The organism is Nonomuraea sp. NPDC052265, from assembly GCF_044547985.1.
Classification (GTDB): Bacteria; Actinomycetota; Actinomycetes; order Streptosporangiales; family Streptosporangiaceae; genus Nonomuraea.
The window spans coordinates 226,374-238,868 of the sequence record NZ_JBIUBJ010000004.1 but is presented as its reverse complement, the minus strand read 5'-3'; the positions used below and the strand labels follow the sequence as shown (position 1 = coordinate 238,868).

The following is a 12,495-nucleotide window of genomic DNA, read 5'->3' as shown; positions in this document are numbered from 1 at the left end:
TCCTCTGTGGGGGATACGCACGATCAAGCTGGGAGGTTCGGCGAGATATTCCCCCTTCGCTCAGGAGGGGGAGCGCACGCCGAGCTCGTCCAGCCGGTCGAGCATGTCCGCCGGATCGGCGTACACGCGGAAGGCTCCGGCGCGTTCGAGCTCGTCCCGGCCATATCCACCGGACAGCAGCCCGATGCCGAGCGCGCCCGCCCGGCGGGCGGCGAGCAGGTCCCAGACGCTGTCGCCCACCACCATCGCATGCAGCGGGTCCACCTGGACGAGCGCCGCACCGGCCAGGAACAGATCCGGGTCCGGCTTGGCCCGCCGCACCAGGTCGCGGGTGACCATCGGGGTGTCCTCCGGCAGGCCGAGCATGCCCAGCGCGAGCCGCGCGGTTCGGGCGTAGCCGCTGGTCGCGATGGCCCACGGGACGCCGCGCGCGCTCAGCTCGCCGAGCAGCTCGGCGGCCCCCGGCAGCGGCCGGACCGACTCCACCTGCTGCTCGTACGCCTCGGCGTGGGTGACCTGCAGCTCGTCGATCTGCTCCTGGGTCAGCTTCAGCCCGGTCTCGCGCAGCAGCGCGCTGACGAACAGGCCGCCGCTCATCCCGATGCGCCGGTGGATGCGCCACACCGACAGGTCGATCCCCATCCCGGACAGCGCCTGCCGCCAGGCGATGACGTGCTGGTAGACGCTGTCGATCAGGGTGCCGTCCAGGTCGAACAGGAACGCGGGCGTAGGGGCCTGCGGGAAGTCGGTCATGACGTCCATGACACCATGGGAGGCATGCGGATCATCATCGCGGGTGGGCACGGGAAGATCGCGTCGAGGCTGGCCGAACGGCTCGGGTCCGGCGCGGTCGGCCTGGTGCGCAACCCCGCGCACGTGGCCGACGTCGCGGCCACGGGGGCCGAGGCCGTGCTGTGCGACCTGGAGAAGGCCACGGCCGACGAGGTGACGGAGATCCTGCGCGGCGGCGACGCCGTGATCTTCGCGGCCGGCGCGGGCCCCGGCAGCGGCGCGGCCCGCAAGGACACCGTCGACCGCGCCGCGTCCGTCCTGATGGCCGACGCCGCCGAGCGCGCGGGCGTGCGGCGCTTCATCCAGATCTCCTCCATGGGCGCCGGCCGTCCGCCCGCGCCGGGCAGCGACGACGTCTGGGCCGCCTACATCGAGGCCAAGACCGCCGCCGAGGACGACCTGCGCGCCCGCGACGGCCTGGCCTGGACGATCCTGCGCCCCGGCCGCCTGACCGACGAGCCCGGCACGGGCCTGGTCCGGCTGGCCCCCGAGGTGCCGCCCGGCTCGGTGCCCCGCGACGACGTGGCCGCCGTCGTCCTCGCGCTGCTGGAGAACCCGGGCACCGCCCATCGCACGCTGGAGCTCGTCTCGGGCGACACCCCCGTCATCGATCTCATCGCCACTGAGTGAATCGCCACTGAGTAATGCGTCCCCTTTGCCGATTGCTGGCTATGACTTGCGGCTTCTTCGGCTAGATGTCCCCCTGATGCACTAGGGGGAGATCAAATGTCCGACATGCCGTTCAGGTCGTTCTTCGGGGGAGATCCGTTCAGGGGGTTCGAGGAGCTCACCGGGCGGGTGTTCGGCGGGATGGAAGGCTGGCCGCCGTCGCGTCCCAGCGTGCAGCGGGTCGACGTGGGCAAGCTGCTCAGCGCCTCGGCCAGGGAGGTGCTCAGCCGGGCGCTGGAGGTGGCCGGGCAGCGCGGCGCGCCGGACATGGACGTCCTCGACCTCCTCGACGCGCTGACCGAGTCCGACGCCACCCGCCCGCTGATGCAGTCGGCGGGCATCGACCTCGGCCGGCTGCGCGACCGCATCGACGCCCTGACCGGGCCCGGCACGGCCGCCGAGCCGCCGACCACGCTCACCCCGGCGGCCAAACGCGCCATCCTGGACGCCCAGCGCATCTCGCGCGCCCTCCAGTCGTCCTACATCGGCCCCGAGCACCTGCTGCTCGCCGTGGCCGCCAACCCCGACTCCGGCGCCGCCCGCCTGCTCCAGGAGCAGGGCGTCTCGGCCAACGAGCTGCAGCAGGCCATCATGTCCGGCGCGACCCGCCAGCAGCACGGCGACGGGCGGCAGCCCACCGACACCCCCGCGCTCGACGAGTACGGCCGCGACCTGACCGAGGAGGCCAGGCAGGGCAGGATCGACCCGGTCGTCGGCCGCGAGGACGAGATCGAGCAGGCCATCGAGGTGCTCTCGCGCCGCACCAAGAACAACCCGTGCCTGATCGGCGAGCCCGGCGTCGGCAAGACCGCCATCGTCGAGGGCATCGCCCAGCGCATCGTCAACGGCAGCGTGCCCGACACGCTCAAGGACCGCCGCGTCGTCGCGCTCGACCTGACCGGCATGGTCGCCGGGTCGAAGTACCGGGGCGAGTTCGAGGAGCGCATCAAGAAGGTCATCGACGAGGTGCGCGCGCACGCCGACGAGACCATCGTCTTCATCGACGAGGTGCACACCCTGGTCGGCGCCGGCTCGGCCGAGGGCGGCATGGACGCGGCCAACATCCTCAAGCCCGCCCTGGCCCGCGGCGAGCTGCACGTCATCGCCGCCACCACCATCGACGAGTACCGCAAGAACATCGAGAAGGACGCCGCCCTCGAACGCCGCTTCCAGCCCATCCTGGTCAGCGAGCCCACCGTCGAGCAGACGGTCGAGATCCTGGCCGGGCTGCGCGACGCGTACGAGGCCCACCACCAGGTGCGCATCACCGACGAGGCCCTGGACGCCGCCGCCAACCTCTCGGCCCGCTACATCTCCGACCGCTTCCTGCCCGACAAGGCCATCGACCTGATGGACCAGGCCTCGGCCCGGGTCCGGCTGCGCTCGCGCACCCCCGGCAGCGACGTGCGCGAGCTGGAGGAACGCCTCGACGCGCTGCGCCGCGACAAGGACCAGGCGGTCACCTCCGACGACTTCGACCGGGCCAAGGAGCTCACGGTCCAGATCGACAAGCTCCGCCCCGAGCTGGACCGCGCCCGGCGGGGCCACGACGCCGTCCCGCAGGTCATGGTGGAGGACATCGCCGAGGTCGTCTCCCGGCGTACCGGCATCCCCGTCACCCAGCTCACCGAGCAGGAGCGCGAGCGCCTGATGCGGCTGGAGGAGCACCTGCACGAGCGGGTGATCGGCCAGGACGAGGCCGTCGTCGCCATCGCCGAGGCGGTCCGCAGGGCCAGGGCGGGCCTGTCGGACCCGAACCGGCCCATCGGCAGCTTCCTGTTCCTCGGCCCGACCGGCGTCGGCAAGACCGAGCTGGCCAGGGCCCTGGCCGCCGCGCTGTTCGGCGGCGAGGACCACATGGTGCGCATCGACATGAGCGAGTTCCAGGAGCGGCACACCGTCTCGCGCCTGATCGGCGCGCCCCCCGGGTACGTCGGCTACGAGGAGGCCGGTCAGCTCACCGAGGCCGTACGCCGCCGCCCGCACGGCGTCATCCTGCTCGACGAGATCGAGAAGGCCCACCCCGACGTCATGAACATCCTGCTCCAGATGCTCGACGACGGCCGCCTGACCGACGGCCAGGGCCGCACGGTCGACTTCACCAACACCATCGTCATCATGACCAGCAACATCGGCGCCCAGCTCATCCTGGACGCCGAAGGCGACTCCCCGCGGCTCCAGGACCAGCTCATGGACCTGCTGCGCCACTCCCTGCGCCCCGAGCTGCTCAACCGCATCGACGAGGTGATCGTCTTCAAGCGGCTGGAACGCGAGCAGCTTCGCCAGATCGTGGACCTGCTGCTGGAGCGCACCCGCGGGCGGCTGCGCGGCCAGGACGTCACCCTGGAGGTCAGCGACGAGGCCAAGGACTGGCTGGTCCGGCGCGGCTACCAGCCCGAGTTCGGCGCCCGCCCGCTGCGCCGCACCGTGCAGCGGGAACTGGACAACCGCCTGTCCACGATGCTGCTGACCGGCGAGGTGGGCGAGGGCGGCAAGGTCACCGTGGACGTCGAGGGCGACGAGCTCCGGCTCAGGGCCCACAACCCGGAGCCGGTCGGCTGAGCACGCGGGCGCGTTCGCGGCACTCCTCCAGGGTGAGGGCCGCCAGCGCCTCGCGGACGACGGGCACGCACACCGGGGCCATCGACAGGCTCGACACCCCGAGCCCCACCAGCAGCGGCGCGACCGCCGGATCCCCGGCGGCCTCGCCGCACACCCCGACCGGCTTGCCCGCCCGCAGCCCGGCCTCGGCGCACATGCCGACCAGCCGCAGCAGGGCGGGCTGGGCCGGGTCGAGCAGGTCGGACAGGCCGGGATGCTGCCGGTCGGCGGCGAAGGTGTACTGGGCCAGGTCGTTGGTGCCGACGCTGAGGAAGTCCACCTCGGCCAGCAGCTCGTCGGCCTGGAGGGCGGCGGCGGGCACCTCGACCATCACGCCCGCGCGGGCCAGGCCGCGCTCGCGGACGCGGCGGGCGAAGTCGGCCGCCTCGCGCACGGTGGTCACCATCGGGGCCATCACCCGCACGTCGGCGCCCGTGGCGCGGGCGGCCTCGGCGATGGCGTCGAGCTGGGCGTCCAGGACGCCGGGCAGCACGCGGTCGACGCGCAGGCCGCGCACGCCCAGCGCCGGGTTGGGCTCGGGCGGCAGGCCGAGGAAGGGCAGCGGCTTGTCGGTGCCGGCGTCGAGGGTGCGGACGGTCACCGGCCCCGCCCCGGCGAACACCTCCGCGTAGGCGGCCACCTGTTCCTCGTGGGAGGGCGGTTGCCTGCGGTCGAGGAACAGGAACTCGGTGCGGAACAGGCCCACGCCCTCCGCGCCCGGACGCAGGTCCGCGGCCGAGCCGATGTTGTGCAGCAGCCTCACCGGGTGGCCGTCGGCGGTCCTGCCGGGGCCGGTGCTCGCCGCCAGCCTGGCCCGCTCGCGCCGGTCGGACTCCTGCACCCGGTCGGACTCCTCGCCGGTGAGGCCGACCGTGACCTCGCCGGTGAAGCCGTCCACGCCGATCACCGTCCCGTCGGGGACGTCCAGGACGCCCGCGCAGGCCACGACGGCGGGCAGGCCGCGGCCGCGGGCCAGGATCGCGGTGTGGCTGGTGGGCCCGCCGCGCTCGGTGACCAGCGCCAGCACCCGCGGGCCCAGTCCGGCGGTGTCGGCGGGGGACAAATCCTCGGCCACCAGCACGAACGGGTGCCCGGGGTCGGGGACGCCCGGCATGGGCACGCCCAGGGCGGCGGCCACCGCGCGGGACCTGAGGTCGTCGAGGTCGGCGGCCCGTTCGGCGAGGTAGCCGCCCAGCGCGGCCAGGGCCTCCCGGTGCGCGGTGAAGGCGGCGTCCAGGGCGTGGGCGGCGTCCAGGCCGTCGTCGCGCACGTGCGCCTCGGCCTGCTCGCGCAGCACCGGGTCGGCGGCCATCATGGCCAGCGCCTCCAGGATCTCGGCCCCTTCGGCGGTGGCGTGGGCGGCGCGGCGTCCGAGGTCGGCGGCGAGGGCGTCCAGGGCCTCGGCGGCGGCGGCCGTCTCGGCGCCCGGGTCGGTCACCCGGCGGGGGGCGGGCAGCACGGGCGGGGCCGCCATCCGCACCACGGGCCCGGCGGCCCGGCCCCGGCTGACCCCCAGCCCCTTCAGCGTCGCCTCAGGCATCGAGCGCCCCACCGGCCTCCGCCGCGGCCGCACCGGCCTCAGGGCCTCCGGTCGCGCCGGTCACGCCCGTCGCGCCGGGGACGTCAGGAGCGTCGAGGTCGCGCGCCAGGAGGGCGGCCAGCGTGTCCAGCGCCTCCTCGGCCCCCGCGCCGTCGGCCTCCAGCGTCACCACCGTGCCGCGTACCGCGCCCAGTGACAGCACCCCCAGCATGCTGCCGGCCGGCACCGACTTCTCCCCGAGCCGCACCCGCACCGGCACCCCGAGCCGGGCCGCCTCCCGCACGAACACCTTCGCCGGACGCGCGTGCAGGCCGCTGGCGGAGGCCACGGCCACTGTTCGACTCGCCATCCCGAACCTCCTCAGGGTTCTATCGTCACCTTGATGGCCTTGCCCGTGCTGACGAGGTCGATCCCGTCGAGCACCCGGGGCAGCGGCAGCCGGTGCGTGATCAGGTCGGACACCACGACGGCGCCCTCGGCCACCAGGCGCAGGGCCTCGGCGTTGTGCGCGGGGCTGGAGCCGTTCGCGCCCACGATGGTCAGCTCCCGGTAGTGGACCAGGTTGGAGTCGAGCGCGATGACCGGGTCGTCCTTCGGCAGCCCGCCGAAGAAGCTCACGCGCCCCTGCCGGGCGGCCATCCGGACCGCCTGCTCCTGGGCCGCGCCGGAGGCCGCCGCCGTGATCACGACGTCGGCGCCGCGGCCGCCGGTCAGCTTGAGCACCTGCCCGACGGCGTCGGAGTCGATCACTGCGTCGGGACGCACCAGGTCGGCCGCCATCGCCAGCCGCTCGGCGTTGACGTCCACGAGGAAGACCCGCGACGCGCCGCGCGCCCGCGCCAGCCGTACGTGCAGGCAGCCGATCGGGCCCGCGCCCATCACCACCACGTCGTCGCCCGCGCCCACCCCGGCCAGCGACTGGCCGTTGAGCACGCAGGCCAGCGGCTCGGCCACCGACGCCTCGGCGAACCCGACACCGTCGGGAATCGTGTTGACCCCCTTCACGGCCGGCACCTTGGCCGGGACGACCAGGTACTCGGCGAAACCGCCGTCGTAGTGGTAGCCCATCGACTCCTGGTCCGCGCAGACGGTCAGGCGGCCCCGGCGGCACTCCGCGCACGTCCCGCACGGGATGGCGGCGATCACCTGCACCCGCGCCCCGGTGCCCACGACCTCGCCGGCGATCTCGTGGCCCATCACGCGCGGCGGCCTGATGTGGTGGTGGCCGTACCGGAAGATCTTGGCGTCGGTGCCGCAGGTCGAGCAGTTGCGCACCCGGATCTTCAGCTCGCCCGGCCCGGCCTCCGGCTCCGGCGCGTCCTCGATCCTGATGTCGCCCGGGGCGTGGAACCTGGCCACCTTCACGTGAGCTCCTTCAGCACCTGGGCCGGCTCCGCCGCCTCGCGCAACGCCCGTGCCCGGTCGGGGTCGAGCAGGATCTCGGCCAGCGCCGCCAGCAGCGGCACGTGCCCGTCTCCGGCGGCGGCGATGCCCACGCACAGCGTGACCCGCTCGCCGTCCCAGTCGATCCCGCCGGGGAAGCGCACGACGCAGATCGCGTCGCGCGCGACGTCCTGCTTGGAGGCGGCCGTGCCGTGCGGGATGGCCACCTCCTCGCCGACGTAGGTGGAGATCGTGCGCTCGCGTTCGAGCATCGCCTCGACGTACGGCGCCGCGACCGCCCCCACGTCCACCAGCACCCGCCCGCACCTGCGGACGGCCTCCTCCCGCGAGGCCGCGCTCTCGTGCAGCAGGATCGCCCGCGGGTCGAGCAGGCCCTCACGCATCGACGGTGCCGCCGTTCCTGATGGTGTTCACCAGCCTGGTCACCGCCGGGTCGCCGAGGAAGACCTGGAAGGACACCAGCGCCTTGCCCGGCGCGGCGGCCCTGGCCCTGGCGGCCAGCCCGGAGTGGCACACGACGACGTCGGCGTCGCCGGGGATGGAGTTCACCGGGGTGTGCTCGACGGTGACGCCGCTCTCCTTGAGCTGCTTGCGGAGCTGGGAGGCGAGCATGACGCTGCTGCCCATGCCCGCGTCGCAGGCCACGACGATCTTGTGGATGTCCTTGCTGTCGATGCCGGCCACGGCTCACGCCTCCTTGCTGACGGGTTCGGTCCTGACAGGTTCGGTCCTGACAGGCTCGGTGCTCGCGGGCTCAGGGGTCGCCGGGTCCGCGACGGCGTCCTGCGGGCCCGGGGCGTCCGGCTCCTCGTCCTTCTCGCCCCGGCCGAAGCCCAGCAGCACGGCGGCGACGGCGAACGACACGGCCGTGGCCACCGCGATCCCGGCGAGCGAGCCGAGCCAGCCGCCGCGCGGCGTCACCGCGAGGTAGGCGAAGATGCTGCCCGGCGAGGGCGTGGCGACCAGGCCCGCGCCGGTGATCATGAAGGTGAACACGCCGGCCGCCCCGCCCGCGATGACGGCCAGGATGAGCCGCGGCTTCATCAGCACGTACGGGAAGTAGATCTCGTGGATGCCGCCGAAGAAGTGGATGATCATCGCGGCGGGCGTGCTCGGCCGCAGCGGACGCGGCCCGAACAGCAGGTACGCCACCAGCAGCCCGAGCCCAGGCCCCGGGTTCGACTCCAGCATGAACAGGATCGACTTGCCCTGCCGCACCGCCTCGGCCACCCCCAGCGGCCCCAGCACGCCGTGGTTGACCGCGTTGTTCAGGAACAGCACCTTGGCCGGCTCGATCAGCACCGAGGCCACCGGCAGCAGGTTGTTGGTGATCAGCCACTCGACCGCGCCGCCCGCCGCGTCGGTGACGACGCGGACGACCGGCCCGATGCCCAGCACCCCGGCCACGGCCATCGCGGCGCCCACGATGCCGGCGGTGAAGTTGTCCACGAGCATCTCGAACCCGGCCCTGGTCCGCTGCTCGGTGAACTTGTCCACATATTGCAGGATTACGGCGGCGAGCGGGCCGACGATCATCGCGCCGAGGAACATCGGGATGTCCGAGCCCACGACCACGCCCATCGCCGCCACCGCGCCGACGACCGCGCCGCGCTGCCCGTGGACCATACGGCCGCCGGTGTAGGCGATGAGGATCGGCAGCAGGGACTTGATGACCGGATCGACCAGCGCGGCCAGTTCCTTGTTCGGCAGCCAGCCGGTGGGGATGAACAGCGCGGTGATCAGGCCCCAGGCGATGAACGCGCCGATGTTCGGCATGATCATCCCGGCCAGGTGGCCGCCTAAGCGCTGGATGGTGGCCTTGACTCCGGTGCCGTGGACCGGAGGGGTGTAGCTGTCGGCCATGGACGTGCTCCTTCGGGGGGATGAGCAGTGGATCAGCCGTGCGATGCGGGGGCGACCGGCTCCGGGACGGGCGGCGCGTGCGGGAGGGTGAGGGGCCGGGCCGGGTCGGGGATACCCGTCCGCACCCCGGCGCGGTCGATGTCGGCGGGGCCGGGCATCCTGCTGCCGGGCAGCCGTACCGCCGCCGCGCCCCAGGCCAGCGCCTCGGCCAGGGCGGGGACGCCGTGCCCGCCCGCGGCCAGGAACCCGGCCAGCATGGCGTCTCCGGCGCCGACGGAGCTGCGCGGCCCGGTGACCGCGGCCTCGCCGTACCAGACGCCGCCGTCCTCGACCAGGACGGCGCCGTCGGCGCCGAGGCTGGCCAGCACCGTACGGGCGCCCGCGGCGCGCAGCTCGGCCGCCGCCTCGACCACGTCGCCGACCCGGACGAGCGGCACGCCGGTCACCGCGGCCAGCTCGTCGAGGTTGGGCTTGACCAGGGCCGGACCGGCCCCGAGCGCGCGGGCCAGGGCCGGGCCGCTGGTGTCCACGGCGACGTGGAGCCCCGCGGCGGCGAAGCGGCGGCACAGCCGGGCGTAGACGTCGGCGGGCACCCCGGGCGGCAGGCTGCCCGAGGCCACCACCCAGTCCGCCTCGTGCGCCGCGGCCAGCACGGTCTCGGCGATCGTGTCCAGCTCGGCCGCCGACAGCGCCGGGCCCGGCTCGTTGATCTTGGTGACCGTGCCGTCGGGCTCGGCGAGCGTGACGTTGGACCGGGTCGTGCCCGCCACGGGGACGGTGACCATGTCCAGACCCTCGGCGGCCAGCAGGCGGACGAGCTGCGCGCCCTCGTCCCCGGCGAAGGGCACCACGGCGCGGGCGGCGACGCCGTTGGCCAGCAGCGCCCGGGAGACGTTGACGCCCTTGCCGCCCGGATCGAGCCGGGCCCGCGCGGCGCGGATCACCGCGCCCCTGGCCAGGGCGGCGATCTCGATCGTGCGGTCGAGGCTCGGGTTGAGCGTCAGCGTGAGGATCACGCGCGGATCACCTCCGGCCCGGCGGCGGCGACGTCGGCGGCCAGGGCGGGGTCGAGCCCGGCGTCGGTGATCACCACGTCGATCTCGCCCAGCTCGGCGAACGTGGCCAGGTAGGTGTTGCCGAACTTGGTGTGGTCGGCCAGCAGCACGCTGCGCTGCGCGGCCCGGACCATGGCCCGCTTGATCGCCGCCTCGGCCGGGTCGGGCGTGGTCAGGCCCCGGTCGGGCGAGCAGCCGTTGGTGCCCATGAAGGCGACGTCGACGTTGAGGTGCGCCAGCGGGCGCAGCGCCCAGTCGTCGACCGTGGCCAGCGTCTTGCCGCGCAGCCGGCCGCCCAGCACGATCACCTGCAGATTGGACCGCGAGGCCAGGACGGTGGCCAGCGGCGGCGAGTTCACGATCACGGTGAGCTCGCGGTCAGCGGGCAGCGCCTGGACCAGGCGGCCCGTGGTGGTGCCGGCGTCGATGATGACCGAGCCGTCCTCCGGCAGCTCGGCCAGGGCCGCCTTGGCGATGCGCTCCTTCTCCGCGGTCATCACCTCGTCGCGGGCGGCGAGCGCGGGCTCGAAGCCCAGCCGTTCCACGGGGATCGCGCCGCCGTGCACCCGGCGCAGCACGCCCGCCCGCTCCAGCGCGGTCAGGTCGCGGCGGATCGTCTCGGTGGTCACGTCGAGCTCGGCGGCCAGCGTCACCACGTCGACGCGGCCCGCGGCCCGCGCCCTGCGGAGGATCTCCTGCTGCCGCTCCTCGGCGTACATGATGTTGGTTCACCGCCGTTTCTGTTTGGTTTCCTCTGTGTTTATACCCGCTTTCGTAGGACGGTCAAGAGGTGGACGGCGCAATCTGGTAGTTATAGGCGGGTGCGAATGAAGCCCCTGGCCGCCGCGGCGGCGGTCGTCCCCGTCGTCGCCCTGGCCACGCCCGCCCACGCCGCCGTCGCCCGGCCGATCCGCGTGCCCGCGGGCACCACGGCGGCCTGGGTGGTGTTCGACAGGAAGGCGGGCAAGATCGTCGCCCTCCGGAACGCCCACCGCAAGTTCCGCTCGGCGTCGGTCGTCAAGATCCTCATCGCGATCGACTACCTGGAACGGCGCAAGAGCGTGCCGGCGGCCGACGCCCGGCTGCTGCAGATCATGCTGCGCTCCAGCGACGACGACGCGGCCTCGGCGTTCTGGGACCGCGGCGGCAAGGGACAGATCATCGTCCGGACGGCGCGCAGGCTCGGCCTGTCCGACACCACCCCGCCGCCCGCCGCCAAGCCCGGCTTCTGGGGCTACACCTCGCTCAGCGCGTACGACGTCGTCAGGACCTACCGCTACCTGCTCGACACCGCCGACGCCCGGGTGCGCGACCTCGTCCTCGGCCACCTGCGCGCCTCCACGCCGTGCGGCAGCGACGGCTTCGACCAGACCTTCGGCATCCCGCGCGCGGTGCCGCGGCCGTGGGCGGTCAAGCAGGGCTGGTCGGGGTTCGGCACGACGCCGCCCGGCAAGTGCGACCCCAAGGCCCTGGCCGCGCCCGTCTCGTGGATCGCGCGGCGCGCAACCGGCTCGGGCGTGCCCGACTACGGGCGGCCCGTGCTGCACACGACGGGCCTGGCCGGCACCGGCGACCGCCTGGTCATGGCGGTGCTCACCGCCCACCCGGCGGGCAGCGGGTGGAGCGGTTCGGTCAAGCGCGTCACCGACCTGACCGCCGCGCTCTACCGCTCGGTGTCGTAGCCGGCGCTCAGGGACCGGTCTGGAGTTGCTGTTCCAGGCGGACCTTCTTGGGCACGCACATGCGCCACGCCTCCAGCACCAGCTCCCGCATCTCCGCCGCGTCGAGGGCGTCCATGCGGGCGACCACCCAGTTGAAGCGCAGGTCGGACTCGCCGGGCATCAGGAACGTGCCGGGCTCGGCCGCCACCAGGGCCTCGCGTTCCTCCTTGGGGAACCCGAAGCCCATCAGCGTCTCGTCCCGCGAGAACGCCACGTAGACGATCTTTCCCACGCGGAACTTGACCCGGTCCCGGATCAGGTGCTCGGACGAGCGCGGGAGGGTGTGCGCGAAGCGCCGGACGTCCTCGACTGTGACCACACGGCCACGTTAGCGGTTGCCCTCCGCGGCCGAGATGTCGGCGAGCGCGGAGTCCGGGTCCCGCTCCACCGCCAGGTCGCCCAGGCTCACGATGCCGACGGGACGCCCGTCCTCGACGACCGGGAGGCGGCGTACGGCGTGCGAGCGCATGATCTGCACGGCCTGGTCGATGCTCGTGTCGGGCCCGACCGCCTCGACCCACGGGCTGCACGCCTCCCTGACCGGAGTGTCCGGCCCCCGCTCGTCGGCCACCACGCGGATCGTGATGTCCCGGTCGGTGACGATGCCCTTCATGCGCCCGTTCTCGTTGACGATCACCGCTCCCGCGTCGTTGTCGCGCATGAGCGCCGCGGCGGCCGACACCGGCTGGTCGCACTCGACCGTCGCCGGGTGGGAAGTCATCACGTCTGCCACGGTTTCTGCCATGGGTCCTCCTGATTGCTCACGTCCCGGCTGCCTACCCGGGCCGGTGAATCACTCACAGGGCTTTGTCGGATCCCATGCGTGTCCGGTACGTCCGTGGAGGACACC

The 12,495-nt window shown here is 73.7% G+C and carries 14 protein-coding genes; 3 read left to right on the top strand and 11 right to left on the bottom strand.

Annotation, left to right across the window (positions count from 1 at the left end):
• Nucleotides 1-60: 60 nt before the first annotated feature.
• Nucleotides 61-753, bottom strand: coding sequence for an HAD family hydrolase (locus ACIHAD_RS14715; protein WP_397355374.1), 693 nt, complete (start codon nucleotides 751-753; stop codon nucleotides 61-63).
• Nucleotides 754-777: 24 nt separating this feature from the next.
• On the opposite strand from ACIHAD_RS14715, the gene ACIHAD_RS14710 reads away from it, so the two are divergent.
• On the top strand, nucleotides 778-1,422 hold the full coding sequence (locus ACIHAD_RS14710) for an SDR family oxidoreductase (protein WP_397354921.1): 645 nt from the start codon (nucleotides 778-780) through the stop codon (nucleotides 1,420-1,422).
• A 96-nt stretch (nucleotides 1,423-1,518) separates the two neighbouring features.
• Nucleotides 1,519-4,023: an ATP-dependent Clp protease ATP-binding subunit gene (locus tag ACIHAD_RS14705; protein WP_397354919.1), complete on the top strand. Its 2,505-nt coding sequence runs from the start codon at nucleotides 1,519-1,521 to the stop codon at nucleotides 4,021-4,023.
• Here the strand turns inward: ACIHAD_RS14705 and ptsP are convergent.
• From ptsP to ACIHAD_RS14665, 8 genes are read right to left on the bottom strand one after another with little or no spacing between them, the layout of a single operon-like run.
• Entirely contained in the window at nucleotides 3,992-5,602 is a 1,611-nt protein-coding gene (gene ptsP, locus ACIHAD_RS14700; protein ID WP_397354918.1) for a phosphoenolpyruvate--protein phosphotransferase, read from the bottom strand. The two genes, ACIHAD_RS14705 and ptsP, sit on opposite strands and share 32 nt — an antisense overlap.
• Complete coding sequence (locus tag ACIHAD_RS14695; RefSeq protein ID WP_397354917.1) at nucleotides 5,595-5,951, bottom strand: HPr family phosphocarrier protein; 357 nt, start codon at nucleotides 5,949-5,951, stop codon at nucleotides 5,595-5,597. The genes ptsP and ACIHAD_RS14695 overlap by 8 nt, the downstream gene beginning before the upstream one ends.
• Nucleotides 5,952-5,962: 11 nt before the next feature.
• A complete protein-coding gene (locus ACIHAD_RS14690) occupies nucleotides 5,963-6,967 on the bottom strand; it encodes a zinc-dependent dehydrogenase (protein WP_397354916.1) in 1,005 nt (334 codons plus the stop codon).
• Nucleotides 6,964-7,389 (bottom strand): PTS sugar transporter subunit IIA, encoded by a 426-nt coding sequence (locus ACIHAD_RS14685; protein ID WP_397354915.1) that lies wholly within the window; start codon nucleotides 7,387-7,389, stop codon nucleotides 6,964-6,966. Before ACIHAD_RS14685 ends, ACIHAD_RS14690 begins: the two co-directional genes overlap by 4 nt.
• Entirely contained in the window at nucleotides 7,382-7,690 is a 309-nt protein-coding gene (locus tag ACIHAD_RS14680; RefSeq protein ID WP_397354914.1) for a PTS lactose transporter subunit IIB, read from the bottom strand. The genes ACIHAD_RS14685 and ACIHAD_RS14680 overlap by 8 nt, the downstream gene beginning before the upstream one ends.
• A gap of 3 nt (nucleotides 7,691-7,693) precedes the next feature.
• Nucleotides 7,694-8,869: a mannitol-specific PTS transporter subunit IIC gene (gene mtlA / locus ACIHAD_RS14675; protein ID WP_397354913.1), complete on the bottom strand. Its 1,176-nt coding sequence runs from the start codon at nucleotides 8,867-8,869 to the stop codon at nucleotides 7,694-7,696.
• 32 nt (nucleotides 8,870-8,901) lie between these two features.
• A complete protein-coding gene (gene pfkB / locus ACIHAD_RS14670) occupies nucleotides 8,902-9,885 on the bottom strand; it encodes a 1-phosphofructokinase (protein WP_397354912.1) in 984 nt (327 codons plus the stop codon).
• Nucleotides 9,882-10,643, bottom strand: coding sequence for a DeoR/GlpR family DNA-binding transcription regulator (locus ACIHAD_RS14665; protein ID WP_397354911.1), 762 nt, complete (start codon nucleotides 10,641-10,643; stop codon nucleotides 9,882-9,884). Before ACIHAD_RS14665 ends, pfkB begins: the two co-directional genes overlap by 4 nt.
• A gap of 108 nt (nucleotides 10,644-10,751) precedes the next feature.
• Here ACIHAD_RS14665 and ACIHAD_RS14660 point away from each other — a divergent pair, with 108 nt between their 5' ends.
• Nucleotides 10,752-11,606: a hypothetical protein gene (locus ACIHAD_RS14660; RefSeq protein ID WP_397354910.1), complete on the top strand. Its 855-nt coding sequence runs from the start codon at nucleotides 10,752-10,754 to the stop codon at nucleotides 11,604-11,606.
• A 7-nt stretch (nucleotides 11,607-11,613) separates the two neighbouring features.
• Here the strand turns inward: ACIHAD_RS14660 and ACIHAD_RS14655 are convergent, their stop codons facing one another.
• Both ACIHAD_RS14655 and ACIHAD_RS14650 read right to left on the bottom strand, forming a co-directional pair.
• Entirely contained in the window at nucleotides 11,614-11,964 is a 351-nt protein-coding gene (locus ACIHAD_RS14655) for an MmcQ/YjbR family DNA-binding protein (RefSeq protein WP_397354909.1), read from the bottom strand.
• Between the two features lie 9 nt (nucleotides 11,965-11,973).
• Nucleotides 11,974-12,390: a CBS domain-containing protein gene (locus tag ACIHAD_RS14650; RefSeq protein ID WP_397354908.1), complete on the bottom strand. Its 417-nt coding sequence runs from the start codon at nucleotides 12,388-12,390 to the stop codon at nucleotides 11,974-11,976.
• Nucleotides 12,391-12,495 lie beyond the last annotated feature (105 nt).

Coding starts and splice junctions, on each gene's coding strand:
- ACIHAD_RS14715 (WP_397355374.1), bottom strand. CDS start 753: ATGACCGACTTCCCGCAGGCCCCTACGCCCGCGTTCCTGTTCGACCTG.
- ACIHAD_RS14710 (WP_397354921.1), top strand. CDS start 778: ATGCGGATCATCATCGCGGGTGGGCACGGGAAGATCGCGTCGAGGCTG.
- ACIHAD_RS14705 (WP_397354919.1), top strand. CDS start 1,519: ATGTCCGACATGCCGTTCAGGTCGTTCTTCGGGGGAGATCCGTTCAGG.
- ptsP (WP_397354918.1), bottom strand. CDS start 5,602: ATGCCTGAGGCGACGCTGAAGGGGCTGGGGGTCAGCCGGGGCCGGGCC.
- ACIHAD_RS14695 (WP_397354917.1), bottom strand. CDS start 5,951: ATGGCGAGTCGAACAGTGGCCGTGGCCTCCGCCAGCGGCCTGCACGCG.
- ACIHAD_RS14685 (WP_397354915.1), bottom strand. CDS start 7,389: ATGCGTGAGGGCCTGCTCGACCCGCGGGCGATCCTGCTGCACGAGAGC.
- mtlA (WP_397354913.1), bottom strand. CDS start 8,869: ATGGCCGACAGCTACACCCCTCCGGTCCACGGCACCGGAGTCAAGGCC.
- ACIHAD_RS14665 (WP_397354911.1), bottom strand. CDS start 10,643: ATGTACGCCGAGGAGCGGCAGCAGGAGATCCTCCGCAGGGCGCGGGCC.
- ACIHAD_RS14660 (WP_397354910.1), top strand. CDS start 10,752: ATGAAGCCCCTGGCCGCCGCGGCGGCGGTCGTCCCCGTCGTCGCCCTG.
- ACIHAD_RS14650 (WP_397354908.1), bottom strand. CDS start 12,390: ATGGCAGAAACCGTGGCAGACGTGATGACTTCCCACCCGGCGACGGTC.